General features: G+C 41.8%; 29 protein-coding genes and 2 pseudogenes. 9 read left to right on the top strand and 22 right to left on the bottom strand.

The features are described from left to right. From V7K38_RS11050 to V7K38_RS11030, 5 genes are all read right to left on the bottom strand, one after another. Positions 1 to 947: tetratricopeptide repeat protein (locus V7K38_RS11050; RefSeq protein ID WP_334857735.1), on the bottom strand; the 947-nt coding region annotated here is incomplete at its 3' end. A 124-nt stretch (positions 948 to 1,071) separates the two neighbouring features. Next, entirely contained in the window at positions 1,072 to 1,746 is a 675-nt protein-coding gene (locus tag V7K38_RS11045) for a Mov34/MPN/PAD-1 family protein (protein WP_334857733.1), read from the bottom strand. Further along, a complete protein-coding gene (locus tag V7K38_RS11040) occupies positions 1,736 to 2,245 on the bottom strand; it encodes a ubiquitin-conjugating enzyme E2 (RefSeq protein ID WP_334857731.1) in 510 nt (169 codons plus the stop codon). Before V7K38_RS11040 ends, V7K38_RS11045 begins: the two co-directional genes overlap by 11 nt. A 2-nt stretch (positions 2,246 to 2,247) precedes the next feature. Next, positions 2,248 to 2,502, bottom strand: coding sequence for a hypothetical protein (locus V7K38_RS11035; RefSeq protein ID WP_334857730.1), 255 nt, complete (start codon positions 2,500 to 2,502; stop codon positions 2,248 to 2,250). Between the two features lie 8 nt (positions 2,503 to 2,510). Continuing rightward, a complete protein-coding gene (locus V7K38_RS11030; RefSeq protein ID WP_334857728.1) occupies positions 2,511 to 3,668 on the bottom strand; it encodes a HesA/MoeB/ThiF family protein in 1,158 nt (385 codons plus the stop codon). 306 nt (positions 3,669 to 3,974) lie between these two features. Here V7K38_RS11030 and V7K38_RS11025 point away from each other — a divergent pair, with 306 nt between their 5' ends. Beyond that, a complete protein-coding gene (locus tag V7K38_RS11025) occupies positions 3,975 to 4,769 on the top strand; it encodes an LmeA family phospholipid-binding protein (protein ID WP_334857737.1) in 795 nt (264 codons plus the stop codon). Between the two features lie 206 nt (positions 4,770 to 4,975). Beyond that, entirely contained in the window at positions 4,976 to 5,083 is a 108-nt protein-coding gene (locus V7K38_RS11020; protein WP_334857727.1) for a DUF433 domain-containing protein, read from the top strand. A gap of 377 nt (positions 5,084 to 5,460) precedes the next feature. Here the strand turns inward: V7K38_RS11020 and V7K38_RS11015 are convergent, their stop codons facing one another. The 10 genes from V7K38_RS11015 to V7K38_RS10970 form a co-directional block, all read right to left on the bottom strand. Then, positions 5,461 to 5,721 (bottom strand): type II toxin-antitoxin system RelE family toxin, encoded by a 261-nt coding sequence (locus tag V7K38_RS11015; RefSeq protein ID WP_334857725.1) that lies wholly within the window; start codon positions 5,719 to 5,721, stop codon positions 5,461 to 5,463. Continuing rightward, a complete protein-coding gene (locus tag V7K38_RS11010; protein ID WP_334857723.1) occupies positions 5,718 to 5,915 on the bottom strand; it encodes a hypothetical protein in 198 nt (65 codons plus the stop codon). Before V7K38_RS11010 ends, V7K38_RS11015 begins: the two co-directional genes overlap by 4 nt. A gap of 303 nt (positions 5,916 to 6,218) precedes the next feature. Then, a complete protein-coding gene (locus tag V7K38_RS11005; protein WP_334857722.1) occupies positions 6,219 to 7,610 on the bottom strand; it encodes a UDP-glucose dehydrogenase family protein in 1,392 nt (463 codons plus the stop codon). Positions 7,611 to 7,761: 151 nt separating this feature from the next. Further along, a complete protein-coding gene (locus V7K38_RS11000) occupies positions 7,762 to 8,712 on the bottom strand; it encodes a UDP-glucuronic acid decarboxylase family protein (RefSeq protein WP_334857721.1) in 951 nt (316 codons plus the stop codon). A 419-nt stretch (positions 8,713 to 9,131) separates the two neighbouring features. Then, complete coding sequence (locus V7K38_RS10995; RefSeq protein ID WP_334857720.1) at positions 9,132 to 11,270, bottom strand: cation:proton antiporter domain-containing protein; 2,139 nt, start codon at positions 11,268 to 11,270, stop codon at positions 9,132 to 9,134. Positions 11,271 to 11,418: 148 nt separating this feature from the next. Then, entirely contained in the window at positions 11,419 to 12,075 is a 657-nt protein-coding gene (locus V7K38_RS10990) for an HAS-barrel domain-containing protein (protein WP_292696733.1), read from the bottom strand. Between the two features lie 119 nt (positions 12,076 to 12,194). Continuing rightward, positions 12,195 to 12,392: an NAD(P)H dehydrogenase subunit NdhS gene (locus V7K38_RS10985; RefSeq protein ID WP_334857717.1), complete on the bottom strand. Its 198-nt coding sequence runs from the start codon at positions 12,390 to 12,392 to the stop codon at positions 12,195 to 12,197. A 109-nt stretch (positions 12,393 to 12,501) separates the two neighbouring features. Beyond that, complete coding sequence (gene rodA / locus V7K38_RS10980; RefSeq protein WP_334857715.1) at positions 12,502 to 13,815, bottom strand: rod shape-determining protein RodA; 1,314 nt, start codon at positions 13,813 to 13,815, stop codon at positions 12,502 to 12,504. A gap of 201 nt (positions 13,816 to 14,016) precedes the next feature. Beyond that, complete coding sequence (locus V7K38_RS10975; RefSeq protein ID WP_334857713.1) at positions 14,017 to 15,087, bottom strand: Mrp/NBP35 family ATP-binding protein; 1,071 nt, start codon at positions 15,085 to 15,087, stop codon at positions 14,017 to 14,019. A 299-nt stretch (positions 15,088 to 15,386) separates the two neighbouring features. Next, positions 15,387 to 15,911, bottom strand: coding sequence for an SRPBCC family protein (locus tag V7K38_RS10970; RefSeq protein ID WP_334857709.1), 525 nt, complete (start codon positions 15,909 to 15,911; stop codon positions 15,387 to 15,389). A 311-nt stretch (positions 15,912 to 16,222) separates the two neighbouring features. Here V7K38_RS10970 and hemF point away from each other — a divergent pair, with 311 nt between their 5' ends. Together hemF and V7K38_RS10960 are read left to right on the top strand one after the other, a co-directional pair. Next, positions 16,223 to 17,263: an oxygen-dependent coproporphyrinogen oxidase gene (hemF, locus tag V7K38_RS10965; RefSeq protein WP_334857707.1), complete on the top strand. Its 1,041-nt coding sequence runs from the start codon at positions 16,223 to 16,225 to the stop codon at positions 17,261 to 17,263. Positions 17,264 to 17,516: 253 nt separating this feature from the next. Next, a complete protein-coding gene (locus V7K38_RS10960; RefSeq protein WP_012411454.1) occupies positions 17,517 to 17,885 on the top strand; it encodes an STAS domain-containing protein in 369 nt (122 codons plus the stop codon). A 95-nt stretch (positions 17,886 to 17,980) separates the two neighbouring features. Here the strand turns inward: V7K38_RS10960 and V7K38_RS10955 are convergent, their stop codons facing one another. Then, positions 17,981 to 18,583, bottom strand: coding sequence for a chromophore lyase CpcT/CpeT (locus tag V7K38_RS10955; RefSeq protein ID WP_334857706.1), 603 nt, complete (start codon positions 18,581 to 18,583; stop codon positions 17,981 to 17,983). A gap of 204 nt (positions 18,584 to 18,787) precedes the next feature. Here V7K38_RS10955 and psb29 point away from each other — a divergent pair, with 204 nt between their 5' ends. Then, positions 18,788 to 19,495: a photosystem II biogenesis protein Psp29 gene (gene psb29 / locus V7K38_RS10950; RefSeq protein ID WP_334857705.1), complete on the top strand. Its 708-nt coding sequence runs from the start codon at positions 18,788 to 18,790 to the stop codon at positions 19,493 to 19,495. Positions 19,496 to 19,602: 107 nt separating this feature from the next. Here the strand turns inward: psb29 and V7K38_RS10945 are convergent, their stop codons facing one another. From V7K38_RS10945 to V7K38_RS10925, 5 genes and pseudogenes are all read right to left on the bottom strand, one after another. Beyond that, a complete protein-coding gene (locus tag V7K38_RS10945; RefSeq protein ID WP_265275079.1) occupies positions 19,603 to 19,965 on the bottom strand; it encodes a phage holin family protein in 363 nt (120 codons plus the stop codon). Between the two features lie 395 nt (positions 19,966 to 20,360). After that, positions 20,361 to 21,041, bottom strand: coding sequence for an ExbD/TolR family protein (locus tag V7K38_RS10940; protein ID WP_334857704.1), 681 nt, complete (start codon positions 21,039 to 21,041; stop codon positions 20,361 to 20,363). Between the two features lie 41 nt (positions 21,042 to 21,082). Beyond that, a complete protein-coding gene (locus V7K38_RS10935; RefSeq protein WP_334857703.1) occupies positions 21,083 to 21,811 on the bottom strand; it encodes a MotA/TolQ/ExbB proton channel family protein in 729 nt (242 codons plus the stop codon). 139 nt (positions 21,812 to 21,950) lie between these two features. Next, positions 21,951 to 22,091, bottom strand: a pseudogene (locus tag V7K38_RS10930) (hybrid sensor histidine kinase/response regulator); the annotation flags it as partial. A 21-nt stretch (positions 22,092 to 22,112) separates the two neighbouring features. Beyond that, the gene (locus tag V7K38_RS10925; RefSeq protein WP_334857739.1) at positions 22,113 to 22,385 is read right to left on the bottom strand and encodes a hypothetical protein; all 273 of its coding nucleotides are present in this window, start codon (positions 22,383 to 22,385) and stop codon (positions 22,113 to 22,115) included. Positions 22,386 to 22,438: 53 nt separating this feature from the next. Here V7K38_RS10925 and V7K38_RS10920 point away from each other — a divergent pair, with 53 nt between their 5' ends. After that, positions 22,439 to 22,765 carry a YkvA family protein gene (locus V7K38_RS10920; RefSeq protein WP_334857702.1) on the top strand — a complete coding sequence of 109 codons (327 nt, stop codon included), beginning with the start codon at positions 22,439 to 22,441 and terminating at the stop codon, positions 22,763 to 22,765. Between the two features lie 323 nt (positions 22,766 to 23,088). On the opposite strand, the pseudogene V7K38_RS10915 reads toward V7K38_RS10920, so the two are convergent. After that, positions 23,089 to 23,739, bottom strand: a pseudogene (locus tag V7K38_RS10915) (hypothetical protein); the annotation flags it as partial. Here V7K38_RS10915 and V7K38_RS10910 point away from each other — a divergent pair. The 3 genes from V7K38_RS10910 (at position 23,682) to V7K38_RS10900 (ending at position 26,441) form a co-directional block, all read left to right on the top strand. Next, the gene (locus tag V7K38_RS10910; protein ID WP_334857701.1) at positions 23,682 to 24,029 is read left to right on the top strand and encodes a hypothetical protein; all 348 of its coding nucleotides are present in this window, start codon (positions 23,682 to 23,684) and stop codon (positions 24,027 to 24,029) included. The pseudogene V7K38_RS10915 and the gene V7K38_RS10910 overlap by 58 nt on opposite strands. A 258-nt stretch (positions 24,030 to 24,287) precedes the next feature. Beyond that, the gene (gene gor / locus V7K38_RS10905) at positions 24,288 to 25,664 is read left to right on the top strand and encodes a glutathione-disulfide reductase (protein ID WP_334857699.1); all 1,377 of its coding nucleotides are present in this window, start codon (positions 24,288 to 24,290) and stop codon (positions 25,662 to 25,664) included. Positions 25,665 to 25,805: 141 nt separating this feature from the next. Continuing rightward, on the top strand, positions 25,806 to 26,441 hold the full coding sequence (locus V7K38_RS10900; RefSeq protein WP_334857698.1) for a YqiA/YcfP family alpha/beta fold hydrolase: 636 nt from the start codon (positions 25,806 to 25,808) through the stop codon (positions 26,439 to 26,441). Positions 26,442 to 26,584: the final 143 nt, after the last annotated feature.

Genomic DNA, 26,584 nt, shown 5'->3' with positions numbered 1-26,584 from the left:
TCAATCGCTGCTTGATTATTGCCTAGCTTATAGTGGGCTACACCTCGGCTGTTGTAAGCTTCAGCAAAGTTAGGATTGAGACGAATTGCCTGATTATAATCCTCAATCGCTGCTTGATTATTGCCTAGCTTATAGTGGGCTACACCTCGGCTGTTGTAAGCTTCAGCAAAGTTAGGATTGAGACGAATTGCCTGATTGTAATCCTCAATCGCTGCTTGATTATTGCCTAGCGTATAGTGAGCTGCACCTCGTCGATTGTAAATATCAGCAAAGTTAGGATTGATACGGATTGCCTGATTGTAATTATCAATCGCTGCTTGATTATTGCCTAAGTTATAGCAGGCATTACCCTGATTAATATATTCATCATATTTTGTTGTCAGAGTATATCTTGTAATGCTATCAGAACCACATTGCTCACATTTTTGATTCAAGAATTGCCAGCTATCTTCATGGTATCCAAGTTGGCAAGGCACACAGAAATATACTGTCTCTCCTTGACTAAAAACCTCACCAGTTACACGGTCTTTTTGCCCTATTAGATTGGTCAGTAGTTCTTCTATAGTAACATTTACGTTTCCACCGCTTAAAAAATCTGGCTCAATATCTGCATTATAATTTTTTTCATTTGTCTGCGAAGTATTTGAGTAATATGTACCTATTTCAGTCCATTGAATATTCTGCGAACTAGCATTTATTGAGGATGATTTGTTTGTATCTTGGTTATTAGGAAATGATTCCTGTGATTGGGGGTTATCGTCTAAAATATTACTTTGAGATATTTTCTCACGGATAAATACGACTAAAATAATAATTGCACATATTAATATAATAAATCCTAGTAAATTCCAACTATATAAATTAAATAAATATTTAAATACAGGTACTCCCAAGGCTACACATATAGCCCTTATCACATTTAAGTCTTCTTCTGAATTGCGACTCATATATTAAAATATATAAAAACTATTTTTTGGCAATTTATCACCAAACTAATCTCGTTTATTCAGAATAATAATGACCGATTATTCTGAATTAATAAACAATAAAATTTTACTTCCATTGTACAAATTAATTAAATTTAACTGGTATAAGGCGCTTTGCTTGTTCTCCCAAAAAATAACCAATTTCGCGCCTTATCGGATCACAAACAATTGATAAACACCAGGGATGAGGAAAAAAAGCTCGCTGTGTTCTCATGTCTGTTCCTGACATAAACACGCCAATACTTGGATGAGAATGATACCAGCCCACTATATTTGTCTCTGGGTGAACAGCCCTGGCATAATCCATAATTTGCAACCAAGATTCTGGCGTGAATTCTAAATGCGCTCCTGTTCCAATTGTTGCTGGTGCTGCCACTGCTGCTGTAATTTCTACATAAATTCCATGCTCAGGATCAATGTATGCTTGACCAAACAGAATACCCCCATGTTCAACGCTTACATCTTTCTCTAAATGCTGACACAGTGCTGTAAGCGCTTCCCGCAAAATATAAACTTGGTTAAATTCTAAAGAGGAAATATCTCGTTCAGTAATGAATTCCTGAATTCGCTTTTCAGTTGGTTTATAGACATCTTCACATTCCACCCACTCAATATGATTTAGTTGAGCTAAAAGTCTCTCATTTTGTTCTATCAAATGATTAGGTTCAGATAATTTAGGAAAATCTGTATTATTGATCGCAATACCTTTGGAAAATCGAGAACGAAGTACTGCCCGAATTTTGCGTAGATTATAAATCATTCCAAACAATTGTTGCTGATGGTTTTTTAGCAGATTTAAAATTTTGAGTATCTACTGGGAAACGTCGCCGATTATTTGCAGCCCAAATTTTTGCATCACTATTGGCTGGACTATTCAAATTTAGAACATCATCCGAATATTGAATAATTTTGCCAATACGGATAACTAACTCAGAAAGAGTTTCAGCCATTGTCCAGTAGTTACCAAGACAAACATTCAGATTAGTATAAACATTAGGATGAAGTATGGGGGTGAGAAACTTAGCAGTTGGCTTCTCTTTGGGATAAGTGCTGCTAAGATTAATTTCTACTCGGTGATGAGTGCGAAAGACGGGTTCTTGCTCTTGTAGCTTTTCTATCCCTCGACAGCGATACTCTATTACATACTGATTAGGTGGTTGTCCTTGACTTGAAGCAATGGCAAGCGTATCACCAGAATTACTAACAAGTTGAGATAATTCTTTGAAATCATTTTCTAGACGTTTTTCTCGGATACCCATAATCAACCAGCCTCCAAAATTGGATAAAGTTCAAGCACATCATTTTCCTGAACTCCCACACCTTGGAGGGTTATTGCAGGATCTAACTGTTGTCCAGTCCGTTCTAAACGCATTGCATAATTAGTATTTGATGGTAGATTCCATTTTTGTTGGGTAGTTTGCAGTAATTGTTCAACAGTAAGGGCAGCAGGTAATGAAACAGCAGCCTTACGAGTTTGATCGGCTGAACGAATAACTACAGAAACTGAATCAGACATGGTTACTCCTATGTTTGGCTGAATTGAATTGCTATTAGACCTTTCGTAGTCTCGCAGTGTAAAATTTCGTTCTTCGGTAGACATAATTCTCCAAGATTAATATTTGCTCCAGATGCCTCTAGTGCAAAATTCCTAATAATTTCAAAATCTCGTTCATGGTTACACTTGGGGCAAGACAGTTTTGATTCTGGATATTGGCGTAAGGGTGTATTAACTTGCTCTTGATAACTACAATCAGGATTTAAGCATCGCATCATCCCAATAACTTCATTTCGCAGCCAGAGAATGGGCTGTGAAAATCCAGATTCATCCAAATGCTGCAAAATTTCTTTAACGCTGAAACTTGGATCGTATTTGATATTCACTGTCGGTTTAATAGTTAAATCATGGGCGATACAAGATTCTTGTCGCTGAATTTGCACCTTGAAAGCCATCCAAGGATTTAAACCTAGAAACACTTTCTCGCCTGGATTCAGCAACCCAGTTTTGCCATGCAAGTGTAGAAGAGTTTGCTGCACCTGCATTGCCCCCACTATCGAAGCAATCGTCGCTGTAGTAGGCATTGCAGATTCTGGGATATTTCGTTTCATTCCCTGGCAAGAGTATCGCTGGTTACGCCGTTGCCACATCTGGCTAGAAATGCTGCACTCATAACAAGCAGCATCAGTAGTGGGATCAAAAAAACTTACTTCCCCCTCAGCTACGCCAATACCCCCATTTATCCAAGGAATTCCAGCACGATAGGCAAGCTGATTTATTGCCCAACGTGCATTAACGCTGTCCAGGCAACCAATAATTAGATCATGCTCGCGGACATCTCCAATCCCCAAGTCAAATTCCAGATCCCCGTGAATTGCCTGAATCGCTATCTCTGGGTTAATTTCTAAAGCCCTTTGACGGGCAACCTCTACCTTTGGCAAACCAACATCAGACTCTCGAAATAGAACAGACCTTGTAAGATTGGTAATTGAAACCGTATCAAAATCAATAAGAGTGATATTACCGATACCCAAAAGAGCCAGATTCTTTAGCACCTCATTGCCTAAAGCACCAGATCCAGCAACCAGTACTCTCGAAGTCTTGAGCCGATTTTGATCCCACCAATCAATCAGATGATGCCTATCGTAGCGGCTCTCTTGATTTGCTGTAATTACAAAAGAGTCCATTTTTGCACCCGGAGACTTCTTTTTCTCAACTTAGAGTTCCCAGGTATAGGCAAAAAATAACACTTTATAATACGTAAATTTTTGGACAAATAAAAACTGTGGAGCGATCGCTGGCTTGAGACTATTTTTAACATATCCGCGATCGCTTCTCCTCTTTCAATAAAATCAGTAATATTTAATACATTTAACTATTTGCCATCAGCTATCCAACTTCCATCCATCAGCACAATTAATCACGGGATCGCTTGCTGTATTCTTCACAGTTTGTTACAAAAGTATAAAGAACTTCTAGAGACTAAAAACCACATGTTCGGCGGACTTACTGGTTTACAAGATCCTAAAGGCACTGATTGGGGAGAGCGGATGCTCAACACAGTCGCCAGCCAAACGATTCGCCACCTGTTTACGCAAAGCGAGTCAGTAGAAGTTTTTGTGCGCTGCTACCCCTCCAGCAAACTGTTGCAAGGCAGCATTGATAGCTTCAAAATGAGCGGTCGTGGCTTGGTGATTCGGAAAGATTTCGCGGTGGAGGAGATGTCTTTTGAAACCGATGCGGTGGCTATTGACTTCGGCTCGGTTTTAAGTGGCAAACTCAATCTTAAGCAACCCACTCAAGCGATCGCTCAAGTAATTTTATCAGAAGCAGGCATCAACCAAGCCTTTAGCGCGGAACTGGTTAAAAAGCGCCTGCTAAACCTCTCCGTACCATCCCTGACAGAATTATCTGGTGGTGAACCAGTTTCCTTTACGGAGGTTCAGGTGCAGCTATTACCAGAAAATCGGTTGCAGCTTGTAGCAAAAGCAGATTTAAATAATGGCGAACTTGTACCCCTGAGCATGAATCTAACTATAGGCATTGAAAGGCGACGGCGAGTTTCTTTTAAAGATCCGAAAATTCAACTAGACCAAGTACCAGAAGCACAACGAGAAATTTCGCAAACCTTGAGCGTGGCGCTGGTAGAAATTTTAGATAATATGGTCGATTTGGATCGTTTTGACCTTGATGGAGTGAAAATGCGACTCAACCGATTAGAAACTGAAGGTCAAAAACTTATTTTCAGTGGATATGCTGAAGTTGAACGTATTCCAAATAGCGCTTAATATGATATTTTTACGCAAAAATATCAAAATTTTTCAGATTTAGTCAGAAAAATCTGCGAAATATAGGCTAAAAAGCGATCGATCAATCTCATCCACAACCAAAAGCGATCGCACTATTTCATCCATAACTAAAAGCGGTCGCTAATCAGTGGATGATTAGGATATAATTTATCCTTATATGGATGTTTCTTGGATAATAAACACAGATGTCTAAGATATCCGTAATCTCAGAACATATTGAAATTACTCCAGGTGTGTGTGGAGGTAAACCACGCATTGCTGGACACAGAATTAGAGCTAAATTAAATCACTAAATTCTTAGCTAAAATTTCTCAAACTTTATCATCAAGATCAATTTTATTCTCTATCCATCTCTCAATTACGTCCCTTAATTCATTTTGCCAATTTAGGTGTTGACATGACCTTCGCTCGAACCTCAACACGAAGTTTTAGAGTCAATGGTAACGCGTCTAATGGAATACTATCGCTCTATTTGATCCACAACCAAAAATAAGGGATGTCTACGACGGGCTATTCGGTGTCGCACTCTGGGTAGTCATACAGGGTAAGCGCATCTAATTTTTTAGCCCTCGATACAGACAAAAAGCTTAAAACTTTATTTGAATATCAATTTTTCATTCAAAATAGGACAAGTTCAAAACGCAAAATTTTTAGTTATATTTTTCGTTGTTCATAATTTATAAACATCTCTACGATGCTTTACTTTAACTACCGTGACTAATAATAAACCATCTTGTATTTCGTAAATAATTCGATATTTTCCCAATCTGACTCTGTATAAATTATCCGAACCTTCTAATTTGGTCACACCATCAGGACGAGGCTCAAAAGCAAGTTCTTCCAATTTAGCAACCACTTTTTGCTGGACATCATGAGGTAATTTTTTTATCTGTCTTTTTGCAGATGGAGCAATTTCTACTTCGTAACTCACAAACCTAATTCTCTTTTGAATTCACCCAAGGAAATCGTACCAACCTCTTGTGCTTCTTTTAATGCAGCCTTTGCATCTTCTAAATCTTCTTTATCTTCTTTAGCTTTCAAAAAAAGTAAAAAATCCAGAACCTCGTATATAATTTCTTCTGGTACGTTTTCTATCTCTTCAATTATTTTCTGTTTGGCATTCATAAATTCCGCTTTATGCTGGTTGCGTTTATTATACGATGATGGTTATTGAAGTCTTGCTAACTCAAGTAAGATATCGTGGAAAATGGAACGCGATCAGCTTACACAAGCATAAATCAAAATAGAATAAAAAGAACCAGTGGTCAGAATTCATGCTGAATTCTGACCACTGGTGGATAAATAAACGCTGTTTTTACATCCCCACTAAATCTTTGAGTTAGTGGTCTTCACTACGTGACGCAAGTACGACCAAGACCCTCGCGGACTTAAAAAGGGGGTTTGTTTTGTGCGTCAGTTAAAAACTCTCTACCTTCCCACACCTACATATTGGAATCCGGCGCGGATCATTGCTTCAGGATCGAGGAAGTTACGACCATCAATGATAACGGGATGAGCCATCAATTTTGCCATCTTCACATAGTCGAGAGTGCTGAACTGCTCCCATTCGGTGACTAGTACCAAGGCATCGCAGCCGTCAGCTAGTCTTTCGGCATCGGTTTCTACTAGCACACCAGAAAGCCCATGACGCATACCTGTTTGAGAAATAATGGGGTCGTAAGCTTTAACTTTGGCTCCCAGTCTGTTTAGCTGCTCAATTAAAATCAAGGCTGGAGCATCGCGCAAGTCGTCGGTATCTGGCTTGAACGTCAGTCCGAGTAGTCCGACTGTTTTGCCTTTGAGAATTTTCAGAACCTGTTGGAGTTTCTCTAGAGCAATCAAGCGTTGGCGTTCGTTGACACTAACAGCAGCTTTCATTAGCTGGGCTTCATAACCATAGTCATCAGCAGTGTGAATCAGAGCCGAAACATCTTTGGGAAAGCAGGAACCACCCCAACCAATACCAGCTTGTAAAAACTTTTTACCAATGCGGGAGTCTAGACCGATGCCTTTGGCTACTTGGGTGACATCAGCACCGACGCGATCGCAAATATTAGCAACTTCGTTAATAAAACTAATCTTGGTAGCTAAAAAGGCATTCGCGGCGTATTTAATCATCTCCGCCGAACTCAGGTCTGTTGCCAGAATTGGCACTGGGGGTAAAGATTGATCCTCAGCGTATTTGCGTTCTACAATTGGGGCATACAGTTGTTGCATCAAGGCTACTGCTCTTTGACTATTGCCTCCTAGTACAATGCGATCGGGGTTGAAGGTGTCGTGAACTGCTGAACCTTCGCGCAAAAATTCTGGATTGCTTACTACATCAAACTCGGCTACAAACTCAGGTAATTTCTCATCACTCGGCACTCCACCTGCGGGTACTAATGCTTTCTGCCGCTCTGCAACACCATCTAGAACAAGCATCCGCACCCAGTCACCTGAGCCAATGGGGACTGTAGACTTATTCACGATCACCTTATAACCACCGTTGAGATTTTCCCCAATTCCCCGGGCTACAGCTTCCACGTAACGGGTATCACTTTCACCAGTGGGTAAAGGTGGTGTTCCCACAGCAATAAACAGAATTTCTCCGTGGGTAACTCCAGCAGCAAGATCGCTTGTAAAATGAATCTTCTCTGTTTGAATGGCAGACTGCATAATTTCTGAGAGTCCCGGCTCAAAAATTGGGGACTGTCCAGACTTCATTAACTTAACTTTTTCTTCGTTGTTGTCTACGCAAATTACATCATGCCCAATATGAGCCAAGCAAGCGCCTGTAACTAAACCAACGTAACCAGTACCAATCACGCAAACACGCATTCTTTAAACTCCCTAATTTTTTTGGGTGTAGTCTTCAAAAAGAAGTTATCAATACGACACTTAACACAGTGTTAGTAAACTCAGCCACTAAGCATACCAGCTACCGAGCGGATGAGCCTGCATGAAAATTCAGAGCGATGTTAGGCGCTATTTAGTTGGTTGAATTATTGCCATCGCCTTGAATGCGATCGCGGAAATCTTCTATTGTCAGTTTTAACCCCTCTTGCAGAGGAATGGTAGGTTCCCAATTTAACCAAGTTTTTGCTTTGGTGATATCAGGCTGACGACGGCGGGGATCGTCCGAAGGTAATGGCTCGAATTTAATCTGTGCATCTGGATTGATCATATTTTGCACAGCTTGTGCCAACTGTAAAATCGTGTACTCACCAGGATTTCCCAAATTCATTGGGCCAATATAGTCGCTATTCATCAGGCGGATGAATCCTTCTACCAAATCGGAAACGTAGCAGAAACTACGAGTTTGCGAACCATCTCCGTACACGGTTAAAGGATTACCCCGCAAGGCTTGAACTATAAAATTGCTCACTACCCGACCATCGTTTTCTAACATTCTCGGGCCGTAGGTGTTAAATATCCGCACAACTCGAATATCAACTTTATTTTGTCTGTAGTAATCAAATGCTAAAGTCTCAGCAATTCTTTTACCTTCGTCGTAGCATGAACGTATCCCAATGGGATTGACGCTACCCCTATACTCTTCAACTTGGGGATGAACTTCGGGATCTCCGTATACTTCACTCGTTGAAGCCAAGAAAAATCTAGCTTTTACACGTTTAGCCAGCCCCAACATATTCAGGGTTCCCATGACGTTAGTTTTTACGGTTTTAACTGGGTTGTACTGGTAATGTACTGGTGAAGCTGGACAAGCCAAATGATAAATTTGATCCACCTCTAACCGAATTGGTTCGGTAATATCATGGCGGATCAGTTCAAAGTACGGATTACCTAACCATTTAAGTATGTTCCGTTTGTGACCAGTGTAAAAATTATCCAAGCATATTAATTCATGCCCCTCGGTCATTAATCGGTCGATAAGATGGGAACCAATAAACCCAGCACCGCCCGTCACCAAAATTCTCATAGTTTCCCAGTTACTTACAAATATTTTCAGTAGCTATTGCACTTACTTTTAGATTACCCAGCTTGGGGACAAAAATACAGAACTCACAAAATATCGAGGTTTAATCAAAAAGTGTTGTTGAACTTACTTGTTTTCTACCGTTAGAGTTTTGTGATGTTTTTACCTGCTTTTTTAATAATTTAACTAGCAAAATAACAAACTTAGTCTCAGTATGTCAGTCTTCTAATTAAAGTTCATCAAATCTTCAATAATATAAAGTGTTTTTTACAGCTACTAATATTCTCGTTGAATGCAAAGCCGCAGAGAATAGACTGTAGGAATCTACAAATATCCCTACAGTCTATTCATTTGTTGCAAAGTTTTTTGTAAATGCAGATCGTAGCCCTAGTTAACTCAGATGGACTGAAATCTGCTCAGTATTATACAGCAGATGTAACGCTAGTAACTGTCTTAGACATAACTACATTTGTGGTTTGAGTGCGCTGTGGTTCTCCAAGCATGATAATGGAGCAGGTGAGTTGTCTGGCTAATTGGGTTGTAACATCGCTAATTGCTAACCCTCCAGGGCTGGTATGATTGCGTATAAAAGGTAAAACTACTAAATCATATAATCGGGCTGCCTGCAAAATTGCTTGGGCAACATTTTCGTGAGCGATAATTTGAATTTCTGGGGCATTAGCCAAAGCTAAATTAGATACCATTAGGGAGAGATGCGATCGCCTCCAAGCAATTTTACTGGAACTAGTGCGGCGATCGCACACATTTAGGACAGTAATGTGGCTCTGATTTTCCTCTGCCAGCATCTGGGCAAATTGTACAGGTTGTAATATAGGTGCTGTTAAGTTTTCTACTGGTACTAAGATGCGCTGAATTTTTTTCGGTGATTCTACTAGACGTGTTACTGCGACTGGACAATGGGATGCCCAAAGCACACCATCAATCACATTGCCAAATAAACGCGCTCGTAACCCAGTGCGTTTACCCCAACCCATAACAATTAAGTTAGCCTTTTGTTCGCGGGCGGCTCGGCTAATTCCTTGAGCAAAGGCATCATCAATTCGCAGCATTGGTTCTGCGATAACACCCAATACTCGACTGTGTGCCGTGGCTTTGGTCAATAACTGCTCGCTGCGTTGTAGAGAAGCTTCTAACTGCGGTGCATCCATGTGAGCAGCAGCATTAGCGATCGCCAGTGGTATAATTTTTCCCTGACACTGACGCGCTAATAAGGCCGCCATTTCAATCAAATGCTGTTCGGTATGAGGATTATAAACAGGTACAACTATCGTAAAAGCGCTGCCTGTTTTTGGTGCATTCTGGTCAGGCAAAGGTGTTGCTGGATCTTCGGCTGGCAAGGAATTCAAACCAACAGCTATTCGACTGGTGATTAACGGCCCCAAGGTTGATGTTACAACCATTAAGACAATGACACTGTGTAATACTTCTAGTGGCAGCAACCCAGCCCGATATCCCACTAACGTAGCTGCTAAGGTTGTACCAACCTGGGGAAGTGATAGCGACCAGATGGTTAACGTTTCTTGCCACTTGTAGCGATAAACCAATTTTGTCAACAAAGCTGCAATCAATTTACTGACAATTAGACCGACTATCATCAACAGGGTTAACTTGAGCGTGTCCAGGTTGTTCACAAAGGCGGGAAGATCGATCAGTAAGCCAAGGTCAACAAAGAAAATGGGAATAAACAGCACACTGCCAATAAATACTACTTTTTCTTTAACTGGGCCTTCACCCACAGCTTCATTTACTGCCAAACCCGCTAAAAAAGCACCAACAATTTTTTCTACTCCAATCAATTGAGCGCCCACAGCCGCCAGAAAGACAGAAAGTAATACAAACAAAAACTTGTTTCCTTCGTCATCTCCAGACCGCTTAAAAAATTCCTTCCCTGCCCAATCAAAACCTGTGACAACGGCAACAGAGTAAATAATTAACCGACCGGACAAGGTGAGTAGTTCAGCAAAGCTGAACAACCCATCATGAGCAATGCCTACACAAACGGCTAATATCAGTACTACGCCAATATCTGTAAAAATCTTAGCTCCAATGGTGACAGTAACAGCTTCATTGTTTACCACTCCTAAACGGCTGATTATGGGATATGCCAAAAGGGTATAGGAAGCGAATAAAGAGCCAATTAAGATTGAAGTATTCCAGCCATAGCCTAAAATCAAACCTACTAAGGTTCCCATCACTAGGGGGACACTAAAAGTCAAGCTAGCAAACCCAAAAGCCCGACTTTTTTGTTGGCGAAACTTTTCTAGATCAATTTCTAGCCCTGCGACAAATAGCAAATAAATTAACCCAATGTCTGATAGCAGGTTAATGATCGGTGAGTCAGACTGAAATAGATGCCAGCCTGAAGGCCCAAGTACTAGCCCTGAGAAAACCAAACCCACCAATCCTGGTAATCTTAGCCGTTCAAACATGATGGGTATAACTAAGATGACCACCAGCAAAATAGCAAAGGGGACAATTGGTTCCTTGCCAAGAACTTGGGAATTTGATTCCAGAACAAGAACTTGTGATATGAGTTCCATGATGTAGGAATTGAAGGGGCTATGGTAAAACTGCGATTACCTTGGGGCGATCGCCTGATGGATATAAAATTGCGAAGCCACCTGACGAAAAATCAACAAAAATATTAATAACTTACACTAACTAGGTAATTGTTTAAGAACTAACTATCTACGGATGGATTTGACTTAAAATAAACCGCAAGCGATCGTAGTCATCTTTAAGTAGCACGCTCAGGTTACGTCCAGCTTTAATTAGCCATTCTCGGTCAGCTTTGCGTAACTGGTATACATCTCGAATGGCAGCTGCGGTTAAAGACTCGACTGGCGCACCGTTAATACAAAGTAGTGTCCGCAAAAAATCTAGTTCTTCAGTAAATTTAACGATCGCTTCTGGTTCGCACCGATAAACAGCTTGATGAATTTGCGGAGGACGGGGTGGTAGATACTGATATATTCTTTGGTTATAACCTCGATTCTGGGAAGATTGTTCAAATCCTACGATCGCAGCGCGAAATTCTGTTCTCAGCATGGCAAATATTTGGGGTTGTTCCTCGCGTAAGTCTTGCAATGACAACCCCAAAGCTCTCGCTCGGTGTACAGAATCTATCGGCATTGTAGTAGCATAGTATACTACACCATAAACTTGATTTCCAGATTCTTCATCCACAGAACAAACCCAACTACCAAAGGGTGGCATGGAGGGGAAGGTCAAATCTTCTGGTTCCAAACACTGAGCTAGAAATTCGGTACTAGTAGTCTCAATCACCTCCGCAATGTGGTTGGGATGGCGATCGCCAGTGGCAAACTGTGGTAGAGGAAGGCGCATGGGAGTGCTGAGTGCTGAGTGCTGAGTTAAGAGTTAGGAGTTAGAAGTTGAAGAATCATAACTCCTAACTCCTGTACAGACGCTATTAATAGCGTCTGTAATCTCACTCCTAACTAATATTATTTAGCTTTTTTCCGTCCGGCTATGGTTTCTACGAGTTCCAATTCGCTTATGCGAAAGGTAACTAATTTATCCCAGTTACCACCTTCAAATAATACGGCTACTTTGCCATCAGTTAGTCGTTGCACGAGTCCTTCGTAACGATAATAGGTATCTGCGGGATTCTTGACGCGAACAGTTGCTCCAGGCAGAATCATATTTTTAGCCTCGTTTGTTTCCTTTTAATAGCTTAATACTTGTTAATAGTCATTTGTCATTCGTCATTGGTTATTAGCAAAGGACAAAGGACAAATGACCAATGACGAATCAATAATACTTCTGCTTTTGGCGAAAATTTGCTACCGATTCTACTATTCCCAAGGAAATGAAGTTAGTCAGCATAGCAGAACGCCCATAACTCATCCAAGGTAGGGGAATTCCTGCCACAGGCGCTAAACCTACAGTCATGCCAACGTTGACAATCACCTGAAACACGATCATCGACAAAACCCCAATAGCCAACAAGGAACCAAAGTTATCTTTGGCGGTTTGGGCAACATGTAGCAGACGGAGGCAAATTAAGCAGAAGACAAACAGCACTACCAAACAACCGACAAAACCGAATTCTTCCCCCACTGCGGAGAAAATAAAGTCTGTATGCTGTTCAGGTACGAAATTCAGTTGCGTCATTGGCCCCTTGAACAGACCCCATCCCCAAATTTCACCAGCACCAATGGCAATACGAGATTGGATTAAGTGATACCCAGCACCGAGTGGATCGTGATCGGGATCCATGAATACAGTTAACCGATCTTTTTGATACGGTTTTAAAATATGGTTCCAAGCGAAGACTCCTAATTCGCCACCGAGTATATTGAGAGTCCACGCACTGATAGCACCGAAACCAAATCTACGCCAGGGCAAAGTTTGCCAGCCGACGATAGCCATCGCAAATGACCAAATTAGCCCTAATGGGCCAAAAGATAGTTCTTTGAATAAAATTATCGGCTCTGAATAAGGCCAAGATATACTAAACAAAATGGCGGCAATCACAGGAGAAATCATCAGAATTAACCAGCCTGGGTTAGCATTTGCCCAGTAAAGCATTCCTAAGACGATCGCACCAAATACCAGTGATGTTGCTAAATCTGGCTGCAAAAATACTAATGCCCAAGGTATGGCGGTGATTGCCAGAACGCGGAAAACACCTTCGAGGCTAGAAGCAGTCCGCCTGTGTAGCAAAGCCGCTAAGGTGATAATCATACCGATTTTGGCAAATTCTGAGGGTTGCACGTTAAAGCCAGCAATGCTAATCCACCTTTGTGCCCCTTTAGCGCTGGTACCAGCAATCATTACAGCGATTAAGCTGAAGTTCGTTAGTGAGTATGTTACCCAGTGCCACTGCATCAAAAGTTCGTAACGGATGCGAGATAAAAATAGGGCTATAAGCACGCCGATACCCGCTACCATCCAGTGCCACCACCAGTCTGTTACTGGCTGCTTCAGTTCAGTACTGAGAATCATGATGCCACCAAAGATACTGAGAGCAACGGGCAAAAAAAATAGGAGCCAATCTACCTGTTGCCAGGGCTTAACCCAAGACTTCCAGCGAATTTTGGGGAGCGATCGTTTTAATAACATTGTGCCAATTTAGACTTTTTTAAGTGTTGGAAATTGGAAATTGGGCATTGGGCATTGGTTATTTTCGTTGTCTCTGTCTCTCTAAAGTTGTGTGCGATCTTTTGACTTGTCTTTTGTTTTCCTTCTCCCCATGCCCCATGCCCAATCAATTTTTAGTATTCCCAAGACATAGCCCAGGAAGCAGATAGAAATTAAAATTAATTATGTCAAGGCAGCAACTGATACTTTACCAGCAATGTTAAGAGCGATCGCTGTTAATGCTTTTGCTGAAGCTGAATCTGGATCGCCAACAACTATCGGCACACCACTGTCACCGCCAACTCGTGTGGAAATCTCTAGCGGTACGCACCCCAAAAGTGGCACTCCCAATTCGGCGGCAGTTTTGGAGCCACCACCGGAACCAAAGATGTCATACTGCTTATCTGGTTGATCGGGGGGGATAAAATAGCTCATATTTTCCACGATTCCCAATACCGGGACATTCATCTGCTGGAACATCCGCAATCCCTTGCGAGAATCTAACAGAGCTACATTTTGCGGCGTGGTGACAATTACCACCCCTGCCATTGGAACTGCTTGAGTCAAGGTTAACTGAGCATCTCCGGTTCCCGGTGGCATATCTACAATCAAATAATCCAATTCTCCCCATTGCACTTGATAAAGAAACTGGCGAATTACACCATTGAGCATAGGCCCCCGCCAAATTACTGGTTGATCTCGGTCAATCAAAAAGCCCATTGAAACTAATTTGACACCATGATTAAAAGCAGGTTCTAGGATGTCACCTGTTTCAGTCGAACGCACATCAATTTTGGCATCAGCCAGACCCAGCATGGTGGGGTCATTAGGGCCGTAAATATCAGCATCTAACAAACCGACTTTCGCCCCAGTTTGGGCTAGAGCCACTGCGACATTTACCGCCACCGTACTTTTACCAACGCCACCTTTACCACTGGAAACAGCAATAATATTTTTGACACCAGAAATGCCAGTACGGTCTGGCAAACTTTTTTGTTGCGGTGTTTCTGCGGTTACTTCTATGCTGACATCTGTAACACCTGGTAGCTTTCTGACAGCTTTCTGACAGTCATCAACGATAAATTCACGTAAAGGACAGGCAGGAGTGGTCAGCACTAAAGTGAAACTCACCTTACCATCGTCAATTTTGACGTTACGAATCATATTCAGTTCCACCAGACTTTTGCGGAGCTCTGGATCTTCCACTGGACGCAAAATTTCTAGGACAGAGCGAGAATCGAGGACATCGTACATAAAAATTTAAAATTCAACAATGAATAGATACACTTGTGGCGAACATCTTAGCTATTAACTCGATACTTTCTTAAGTAAGGTCAGCTTAGTGTTTTTACTGTCAATGCCGTAATAAAACTTAGTAATTAGCATTATTACCTAATAGAATCTTAACTTTCTTTGGGCATTGGGAATTAGGCATTGGGTACTTGTACTGAGCGTTGCCGTAAAGCCTGCGGCATAGCTTCGCTTAAGGGACAGGATCTCGTAGAAAAGTATTGGGTATTATTTGTTTTTCCCCATTCCCCATTCCCCATTCCCTAAAAATCAAAACAACTGTCATCAAGAGATTTTTTCTTACCAGATACCGTTGGTAATGCCGTCTTTTCTGCTGCTTCTACTAAAGACCGTGCTACGCGGTCTGCATAAGGACGGGATAAAGACCAAATCAGAGGCGATAACCAACCCCGTAGGGTTACAGAATAAGACAAACAAGTACCACAAACCGTTGACTCTACTTGATAAGTAACTCGTTCCTCTATGCCCGGAATCGCTAGCACTCGGATAGTCAGCATCTCTCTAGGATTGACGCGCTCCACAAAAATACGGATGGGAATCGGCGAAAAGCGTGTTACTGCGTGAAAAATCAATCCTGGTTTGGGTACTAATCCGTAGGGTACATTAGTACTCTTAAGTGATGGATGCCAGGAAACATCTGTTAAGTCAGCGACTTTTTGCCACAATTCATCTACAGAAGCAGAACTAATCTCTCGATACGTCCGCACCAGAGAAGCGCAAAACCGACGACGTTTGCGGTGGATGAATTTGGATAACCAATCTTGCATTTTCCTAATCCTCCCCCTCTCTAGACACTTTCTGGTAACTCTGGTATTCTGTGCAACTACGCTCAGTTCCTGGAATACCAAATAAGCTAAATAGTAAAAATTAACAAAAAAAGTTCAGTCAATATACAAGCCTATACGCATTTGAGGGAAAATAACTCTAGTGATGCCTATCAATCGGATAAATGCTTAACCAGTAATAAAAAGCGGGTTGGGCAAATAGAGCTTGATTTTTGGCGCGTGTTTCCCCCAAATTTTAAGATAAGAAATTTGTGGCTTTCTGGAAATAAATTGTAATTTAGGTTCGGGAATCTATGTTGACCAACTCGCAAACACCAACTGTAGTAGCAGAATCATCCAAGTCTTTGCCAGCACCTGACGCTCAGATTAGAGTCAGTCAGTTTATGAAACAGCTACAAGACGAAATTGCCGAATCATTGGCAAAACTAGATGGTGTGGCTAAGTTTAATGAAGATAGTTGGGAACGCCCTGAAGGAGGTGGAGGGCGATCGCGCGTGCTGCGAGAAGGTGCAATATTTGAACAAGCAGGTGTAAATTTTTCTGAAGTTTGGGGTTCTCATTTGCCAGCCTCAATTTTAGCCCAACGCCCTGAAGCCGAGGGTCATGGCTTTTATGCCACGGGAACTTCAATGGTGTTACATCCTCACAATCCCTACGTGCCTACAGTTCATCTAAATTATCGCTACTTTGAAGCGGGGCCAGTGTGGTGGTTTGGTGGTGGTCTTGACTTAACACCTTATTATCCCTTTGCTGAAGATGCGGCACATTTACACAAAACATTAAAACAAGCTTGTGACAGACATCACCCAGACTATTACTCTGTGTTTAAGCCGTGGTGCGATGAATATTTTTACCTCAAGCATCGTGATGAGACACGGGGCGTAGGTGGTCTGTTTTTTGATTACCAAGATGGTCAAGGTGCTTTATATCGGGGGCCAAATCCCAATGGGGAAGCGGCTATTCATAGCAACCAGTTGGGAATACCAGCAACCCGTAATTGGGAAGATTTGTTTGCCTTTGTCCAAGACTGTGGTAGATCATTTTTACCAGCCTACGTACCAATTGTAGAACGGCGACATGGGATAGAGTATGGCGATCGCCAACGGAATTTTCAACTCTATCGCCGGGGACGGTATGTAGAATTTAATCTAGTTTACGACCGAGGCACCATTTTTGGTCTGCAAACCAACGGACGTACCGAATCAATTCTCATGTCCCTACCTCCTTTAGTGCGCTGGGAATACGGCTATCAACCGGAACCTAATTCCCCTGAAGCCGAGTTGTATGAAACTTTCCTCAAGCCTCAAGATTGGATCAACTGGATACCAAATTAATAGGGCATTGGGCATTGGGCATTGGGCATTGGGCATTGGTTATTAATTCTTTATCCCTCACTTTGTTATCTACCCCACTTCTCTCATTTCCCCATGCCCCATGCCCCACTATTTTGATGAGTTAAACTACTAAAGTTAAGCACTTAGCAGAAAAAGGTGACAATTTTAGCTATAGCTTGTTAATCTCAAGTGGCAGCATTAGACAATTCTGTAACTAGCTAATCTTAAGATAAATGCCAAGGGGAGGGCTTTAGTGATTCATATAGACCAAAAAACTTATACAACACAAGACGGAAACACTGTTATTGTCTTGACACCAGCAGGTCGTCTCGACATTACCACTGCTTGGCAATTTCGCCTGAAGTTACAAGAGTGTATTTCCAAACTCAGCCGCCATGTAGTTGTAAATTTGGCTCAGGTAAATTTTATTGATAGTTCTGGTCTTACGTCTTTGGTAGCTGGAATGCGTGATGCTGATAAAGTCAAGGGTAGTTTCCGCATTTGCAATGTACATCCAGAAGCCAAACTCGTGTTTGAAGTGACGATGATGGATACTGTCTTTGAAATCTTTGAAACAGAAGAGGAAGCTCTAGAAGGTGTACCTCGTAGCATCGCTAGCTAAAAAAGGGTTAGGAGTTAGGAGTAGAGACGCGATTAATCGCGTCTCTACAGGTGTTAATTGAAACTTCATAATTTGTAATTTATAACTCATAATATTTATCTTATTTGATACTGATTTCGCTTGGTGTAGCGATAAGGGCCCATAATCGCTCCCCAAGTTGCTTTTCCAGTTGTCGGATCGATTCCTTTGTCGTAGCTGTGAAATTCTGCCCCAGTGGTTTCAAATCCCAAGGAAACATAGATGCTATTACCAAGATAAGTAAAGCTGCAACGAGTCTCTGGTGGTGGGGTGGCGGTAAACTTATAGCGATCGCCAGCTAGTGTTTCCTGAGTTACTGTTAGGATACAACCTGGTAGTAAATCTAATTGTTCGAGTGTCAGTGTGTTCAGTAAAATAGGGTTATTGCCTGCGCCTCTTAATGCATCTGGATCTTGAGGCACATAGTATTGTACTTCCAGGGATGTGTTATTGCTGCCCTGACGCAACCGCATAATTCGCTGGCGGTAGGGTTTATCTAGGTTGATCGCGTTAGCTTGTTCGGCGAACAGGGTGATGCTATCTTCTGTGAAAAGATTAATTGGTCTTTGCCACATTCGGAGATGGACATACCAAACAGGTTCTCCTATAGCTTGTTCCTGATTATCAAATTCACCAGCTAGGTACTCACCTAAAGCAATTAACTGTGGCGAGAAATTCATAAATGCGATAAATAAATCATTAAGGATAAATATTTTGGGCTAGTTTTTTAGAGGAAAGGGTCTTAATCCCCTATGGCTACTAGCTTATAAAATACTTCTGATTTGTTTATATTGTAAATGAAACCGTCGCTAGTCAAAAGCTCAACTTGGCAAAGTAGCCTTTAAGCGACAAAATAAAGATACGTTGCCCTTAACATTTGCTTTGTGAATAACGTCCGTACTGTCTCTGATACAAAAAGAACTTTTTACAATCTTCACACCCGTCCGATTAACACTATTTATCGTCGGGTGGTAGAGGAATTGATGGTAGAAATGCATCTGCTGTCAGTAAATATCGATTTTAGCTACAATCCAATTTATGCCTTGGGTGTCGTCACTACTTTTGATCGCTTCATGGAAGGCTATCAACCAGAAAGGGATCAAGAATCAATTTTTAATGCCCTCTGTCGAGCTATAGAACAAGATCCGCAACACTATCAGCAGGATGCTGAAAGATTGCAAGCTGTAGCTAAAGGTTTGCCAGTTAAAGATTTAATTGGGTGGCTAGGCCAAACTACTTACTTAGATCGAGATACTGACTTGCAAGCACAACTGCAAGCGATCGCCAACAATCCTAACTTTAAATACAACCGTTTGTTCGCAATTGGTTTATTTTCGTTATTAGAACAGTCAGATCCTGAATTAGTCAAAGATCAAAAGCAACTCACTGAGGCGCTAAAAGCGATCGCTGCTGGCTTGCATATATCTGATGACAAACTCAACAAGGATTTGGAATTATATCGTTCTAACCTAGACAAGATGGCGCAAGCGCTGGTGGTGATGGCAGATATGCTCTCAGCCGATCGCAAAAAACGCGAACAACGTAAACAACAATCAACTACCCCCGTTGCTCCCCCAACTTCCAACGAATAGTTAGGAGTAGAGACGCGATTAATCACGTCTCCACAGGAGTTAGGAGTCATGAGTTGTTAATAACTCCTAATTTCTAACTCCTCACTTCTTACTCCTAACTATTGATTTTAAACGCCCAATAATTTGTAGATTAAGCTGTTAATGATAGTCAGCGTAAATGCTCCAATAACAGCACTCCAAATCCCGTAACGTAAGCGAAAGCCCTCTACTAACCAAGCAGCAATACTAAAACAAACCACGGCAATCATAAATGTAAAAATGCCGGATAGTAAGTCCAGTGTAAGTAAATTGGGGACTGCAAAAATGAGGCTTAAAATCGGTCTGACTATTGCCGTCACAATACCAAGCACTGCGGCAGAAAGAAAGGCTTTACCAGGAGTATCAATTTCAACTCCTAAAGGTAATTTGCTAATTATCAACAGGCTGATAGCTGTTACTACCCAAACAATTAAAAGTGTAACGATATTCATGCCACAACCCTTGATACTAGTTCGTAATTCGTAATTGGTAATGACGCTCTCTACGAGACGCGAAAAGCGAACGCGGACTCGCTTTTCGCGTCGCTAACGTAATTATGGCACAGTGAAAAAGGCTTGTTCCAAGCGCTTTCCAATCTGTTAACCCATCTAGTTAAACAAGACATCCTTCCCCAATTTGGTATGAAATGTGGATGGTAATTGGCGATAAATTGCTCAGTCTATATCTATACAATGGGAAATCTTTAAAGCTCAACCAATTATTTTTAAATTAGCAGTGTTTTTTTCTCTATCCAGAATTTATTCTAGATATCTTTAGGTTTGGGAAAAGTTTTGAAGGGAGAGGCAGGGGGAAAATAACCAATGCCCCATGCCCCACGATCCCTATTTCATCTTTTAAGAGGAGGTTGAGTTTGTTTCGGTGCTACAGGCGCTTGGGATGCTGGCGGGTTGGAAATACCAGGATTGATAGGACTAATGCCTTGCCTGATTGGAGGCTGACTTACGCCAGGTAAGGGTACGGAATTAGGTGCTAAGGGAAATTTAGGGGTAATATTCCCTTCGGGATTGATACCTGGAACTGGGGCTGTGCCAGGATTGATCGGGAAAGAGGGGATATTAGGTTGGTTGAGTGAGTTGGTGGGTGGTTGAGATGGGCCAGGAATAATTCCTAAAGAAACGCGATCGCCTCCCACTTGCCGTAGCAAATCTAATGTCTCAATCACATCATTGTAAGTTGCTGTCCGCGAAGCATTTAGCACCACAATAGCACTGGGGTTTGCTTGGAGATACTGTTTTAACCTCGCTCCCAAATCGTCCCGTTTTACAGCCTGTTTTTCTATGTAAGTATTGCCAACAGCATCGATAGTTACAATCAAACTTCCACTCTGGGATGTTATTCCAGATACTGTACTGGGGCTGGCTTTGGGCAAATCAACATTTATTGCTTGTTGCCGCGTAAATTGTAATGCCGCTAACAAAAAAAATGTCAGGATACAAAAAACGACATCAATTAAAGGGATGATTTGAATTTGGACTTCTTCAATTGGGGTATGTAGATTAACTTTCATTCTTTCAATTTAAACGCCTGATTCTGGGGTTGAACTATAGCCTAATTAGGAACATTCGGGGGTTCAGGAGGTTCAGGCAACCTAGTCTTTCCTGGCTTGCGGGGTGGAGTAAAATTTTCCCGTACAATTGCTGATGTACTATTACTAAAATCAGGGGGTGACTGGCGGTAGAGCAATTCCATCTCATTCCCTGCCTTCCGAAAAACTTTGATTTGGTTAACTACAAAACTTTGAAATAGGCGGTAGAATACCAAGCTAATAATGGCAACTATTAGCCCAGTTGCCGTAGCTATTAGGGATTCACCTATACCAGTAGTTACCCCAGCTGTCGATTCAGTTCCCAAATCGCCAATCCGAATTGCTCGCAAAGCTCTGATTAAACCCAAAACCGTACCCAACAATCCCAGCAGTGGCGCTAGGGCAATTACGGCTTCTAAAAGCTTTTCACCCCGCCGCATTCCAGCCAATTCATCTTCGGCTGTAGCCTCAAGTGCTAGTCGAAAGGTTTCCGCATCAGTTTTTGGGAAACGTAAGGGTGCGTAGAGAAAACGCCCGACAGGTTGATGGCTTGCTTCTCTTGCAATATCCGCAGCTACTTGCCAATTATCCTGGGCTGCATCCAGAATGCGATTTACTATTTGCTTTTCCTGAGTCAAAATTCGCACCCAGAACCACAGACGCTCAAAAATGACACTGAAAGATAGAATCGAGAGAATAAGCAAAGGCCACATCGCTGGCCCGCCCTTATAAAACAAATCTAAAATATCCACTGTTTAAGTTTCCTCCCTCCACGACTAGAGCAAATGTGCTAAAGCATTTTAATTCTAGAGATTAATGCAAAATGAGGGAATTCCAAAATATAAATTTCTCGAAAACCTAAAAAGATGGTGTAAGCATGGTGTATTTGACTTAGACTACAAGTCCAACTTGTTGCTGGGTAGGCAATTGAATGATAAACTCACTTCCTTCACTAAAAGTAGAAAAACATTCCAATTTGCCACCATGTTTTTCAGTGCTAATTTGATAGCTGATTGCCATGCCCATACCTGTCCCTTTGCCTACAGGTTTGGTTTACCAAGTTTCCTTGAAGTTGTCCCAATCATAAATAGTAGTTAAGATGGGTGCGATCGCCTTGGTCATCTGTAGCGTAGTTGTAGGAATTTTTTGGAGGCTTGCCACTCCAATCATCAATCGTGACGGTTTTGCCATCGTAACGGGCGGCTTCACAGCACAGTAAAAATAAAACCCTTGCAATACCAGAATCTTGTACAAAATTACAGAGTAGGTATTTGGTAAGAAATTACGAGTAGCGTCTACCAGACTAACTAGGACGGTTATTCCCACCGGGAGTTTTTAAGATAATTTGTCAAAATTAAAGATAACTGGAGGCTCAAAATATGAAATTTTCAATCCAATCACTTTACACCTGGTATGGCAATTTGCTTCGTAACCCCAAGTACCGTTGGTGGGTAGTTTTAGGAACATTAGTCTATTTGGTCAGCCCATTTGATTTGCTTCCTGACGTTTTCCCTATAATCGGACAGGTTGATGATGTTTTCCTTTTGACTCTGCTGGTTAGTGAGGTGTCTGGGCTAGTAATTGAAGGCTGGAAAGCTCGTAAGGGTAATATAGGAACTGAAGCTGAAGCAGCTAATACTAATACTACTGAGACTTCTACTACCACTGCAAGCACTATTGATGTTGATGCTGTTTCTGTTAAGTAGTATTTAACAAAACCCCTGCTTTTGGAATCTAAGGTAGGGGATATTTTTTATATGTATGAGGGAATGCAGATGTAAGCCAACAAGCAGGGGATGAAAAAGTATGATTCAAGCCCAACTGAGCAAAAATATGGTAATTTATATAACTATTTAAAAGAGTTTGCTCTTTTTTTCAGAGATGTGTATTCATTTTTGAAAAATCACAAATACTTCTCTATGAGAGGCTGCGCCCTAAGCGTAGCTATGCCGTAGGCTTTACGCTCGGCACAGCTACGCTCGGTACAAGTGACAAATGACAAATTTCAAAACCGACCTAATTGCAAATTTTAATTAATACTGAAGAACCAGCCATCAAAATCAATGTTTTCGACGGTTGAATTACCTAAACTTACCCCAGCCTGTACATTCATATTAGTAGTATCGGATATTCGGTAAATTAAGTGTCCGAACAGCCGATGAAATTCGTCTTCTCGATCGCGCTGTGTAAAGTCCGATAAATTCATCTGGTAGTTAATACCAACCTGGAGAGGCTTTTGCAAGTAATAGTTTAGAGACACCCAAAAGGAATTAATTATCCGATCGCGGCTTTGGGGGTCAGCAAAATTTACACTCAATTCGTAGAAGCTATCTAACGTTAATTTTGAAGTTAAGGGATCTCGCCGTCCCAAAGATAGTTGTAGGGAATTTTCATTTAAAAAGCGATCGCCTGCTTTGAAGCTATCCAGGCGATCGCTGTTATTGGCATAAAATAACTGTTGATTACTCTAACTAAGTTCTCCATACATTCGCTGGGATAGCTGGTGGTAAATACTGAGATTAAATCTCACCTGGTTGTAATGGTATTGTGACTGATTTATATAACGAATGAGATTGCCATCAATTGAGCCGTTTAAATAAGTCTTAGATCCCAAAGGGAAATATGCAGAGGCTAGCGTCAGTCCAGAAAGAATTAAACCATCTTCTATGGGACTATCATCTCAAACCTCTCCAGCAGAAAAGCCGACGAGCCAAAACCCACAAGACAATCAACCGCCTGCTACAGGTACAGTCACTCTACCAACTGACACTACAACTCTACCAACTGACACTACAACTCTACCAACTGACACTACAACTCCACCAACTGACACTACAACTCTACCAACTGACACTACAACTCCGGCCGATCGGTCAGGAACTACCACCCCAGAAACAACGCCTGGTGGGTTGGGAACAAACTGAACTACTTTCTTTGCTAAGACTTCCAGACTTCAGCAATATTTTGTAAACTTCGTTTTTCCAACGTAGCAGGAGCATAAATTTATAACCGCCCCCAGAGGTAGAACTATAACAAGTGTTAGCCACTGCCTCTACAGCAACCAAAGCAAAAAGTGATATTCCCTACGATCAGAGAACAGCTGCTAACGCTAGATTAAATCAAGGACAGGACTTACATAGGGTTCACCGGATATCCTTATATAGTCCAATGACATTCTGTTGCATGAGTTCCCAAGAACTAACTTTTTGCTAGAGAGAACATAAATTTATGACTTTTGATTATAACCTGTTTGTGATTGGTGCGGGTTCTGGAGGTTTAGCGGCTTCCAAACGGGCGGCTAGCTATGGGGCAAAAGTGGCGATCGCTGAATATGATTTAGTTGGTGGCACTTGTGTGATTCGCGGTTGCATTCCTAAAAAACTCATGGTCTATGGCTCTCACTTTCCCGCACTATTGAGTGAAGCTTCAGGCTATGGCTGGAAAGTCGGTAATGCTGAGTTGGACTGGGAATATTTCATTACATCTATAGACAAGGAAGTTAGACGACTGTCGCAACTACACATCAGCTTTTTAGAAAAAGCCGGAGTAGAACTAATTTCTGGACGCGCCACATTGCTAGATTCCCACACCGTAGAAGTTGATGGACGCAAAGTGACAGCAGATAAAATTTTAATTGCTGTTGGCGGTCGTCCCGTTAAACCAGATTTACCAGGGATGGAATATGGCATTACTTCCAACGAAATCTTTTATCTAAAAGAACAGCCAAAACACATCGTCATTATTGGCGCTGGTTATATCGGCACGGAATTTGCCTGTATTATGCGCGGTTTGGGTTCTGAGGTGACACAAATTACCAGAGGTGAAAAGATTTTGAAGGGGTTTGATGAAGATATTCGCACAGAAATTGAAGAGGGGATGACTAACCACGGAATTCGGCTGATTAAGAATAATGTGGTAAAAGCAATTGAACGTGTGCCAGAAGGGTTTAAACTAACTTTATCAGGGGAAAACCAAGAACCAGTAATTGCCGACGTGTTTTTAGTGGCGACTGGTCGAACTCCCAATGTAGATGGACTAGGTTTAGAAAACGCTGGGGTTGATGTTGTCGCTACTTCTATGGAAGGGCCTGGGTATGCTACCACAAACGCGATCGCAGTCAATGAATATAGTCAAACTAATCAACCGAATATATTTGCCGTTGGCGATGTCACAGACCGAATCAATTTAACTCCCATCGCCATTGGCGAAGGACGAGCTTTTGCTGATAGTGAGTTTGGCAATAATCGCCGCGAATTCAGTCACCAAACTGTTCCCACAGCCATATTTTCCAACCCAGAAGCCGCAACAGTAGGCTTAACAGAAGCTGAAGCACGGGAAAAACTCGGTGATGCAGTAACAATTTATCACACTCGCTTTCGCCCCATGTACCATAGTTTGACTGGTAAGCAAGAGAAGACAATGATGAAGTTGGTAGTTGATAGCAACACCGACAAAGTACTAGGCGCTCACATGGTGGGTGAAAATGCCGCCGAGATCATTCAAGGTGTGGCGATCGCTGTGAAGATGGGCGCAACTAAAAAAGACTTTGATGCTACCGTTGGTATCCATCCTTCCGCAGCCGAAGAATTTGTCACAATGCGGTAATCAAAAAGAGTTAGGAGTTAAAAGTGATGAGTTATGAATTGAAGAAAGAAACTCATAATTTAAAATTCTTAACAGACGCGATTCATCGCGTCTCTACTCCTAACTCTTGTACAGACGCGATGAATCGCGTCTTCTAAAGCTTTGCAATATATATATCTTCACGGTTTTGCTTCTAGTCCTAATTCTGCAAAAGCCCAGGATCTAGGCGATCGCTTTACCCAAATTCACACAAAGCTAAAAATTCCCGATTTGAATGTTGGTGATTTTTCGCAGTTGACAATCACCCGTCAGATCGCTCAAGTTGCCGCAGAATTCAGTAAAGATTCTACGCCAGTAACGCTAATTGGCTCAAGTTTAGGTGGTTTAACCGCCGCCCACTTGGGACAGCAATATTTACAAATACAACGTCTTGTGCTGCTAGCACCAGCTTTTGGATTTTTATCCCATTGGTTGCCCAAGCTAGGCGATCAAGAAGTACAGCGTTGGCAGCAAGAAAAATCTATCATGGTCTACCACTATGGGGAAAAGCGATCAATTCCTTTAAGTTACGATTTTGTTACAGATGCTGCCCAATACCAAGAAAAGCTTTTGCAACGTCTTATCCCCACCCTAATTTTGCATGGAAAAAAGGATGAAGTTATTCCCATCGAAGCTAGTCGTGACTTTGCACGTTGCCATTCTTGGGTGAAGTTAATCGAACTGGACAGCGATCACGCCTTGGGTAATGTTATGGAGGAAATTTGGCAAGAAATTCGCCTCTTTTGCCATTTACCTTGAAGTTGTAAAATATTAAACTCTCATATAACTAATGTCCTTAATCATTTGTTTTATTGAACGTGTGTAAAACCCCGTCCCCTCGTGGGCGGGGATGTAAGCACGGTTAAATTAGGGGGTTCGATGCCCCCTAATTTAACACTATC

Origin of the sequence: Nostoc sp. (assembly GCF_036917465.1) — a bacterium.
Lineage (GTDB): Bacteria > Cyanobacteriota > Cyanobacteriia > Cyanobacteriales > Nostocaceae > Nostoc.
This window is presented reverse-complemented; position numbering and strand designations above follow the sequence as displayed.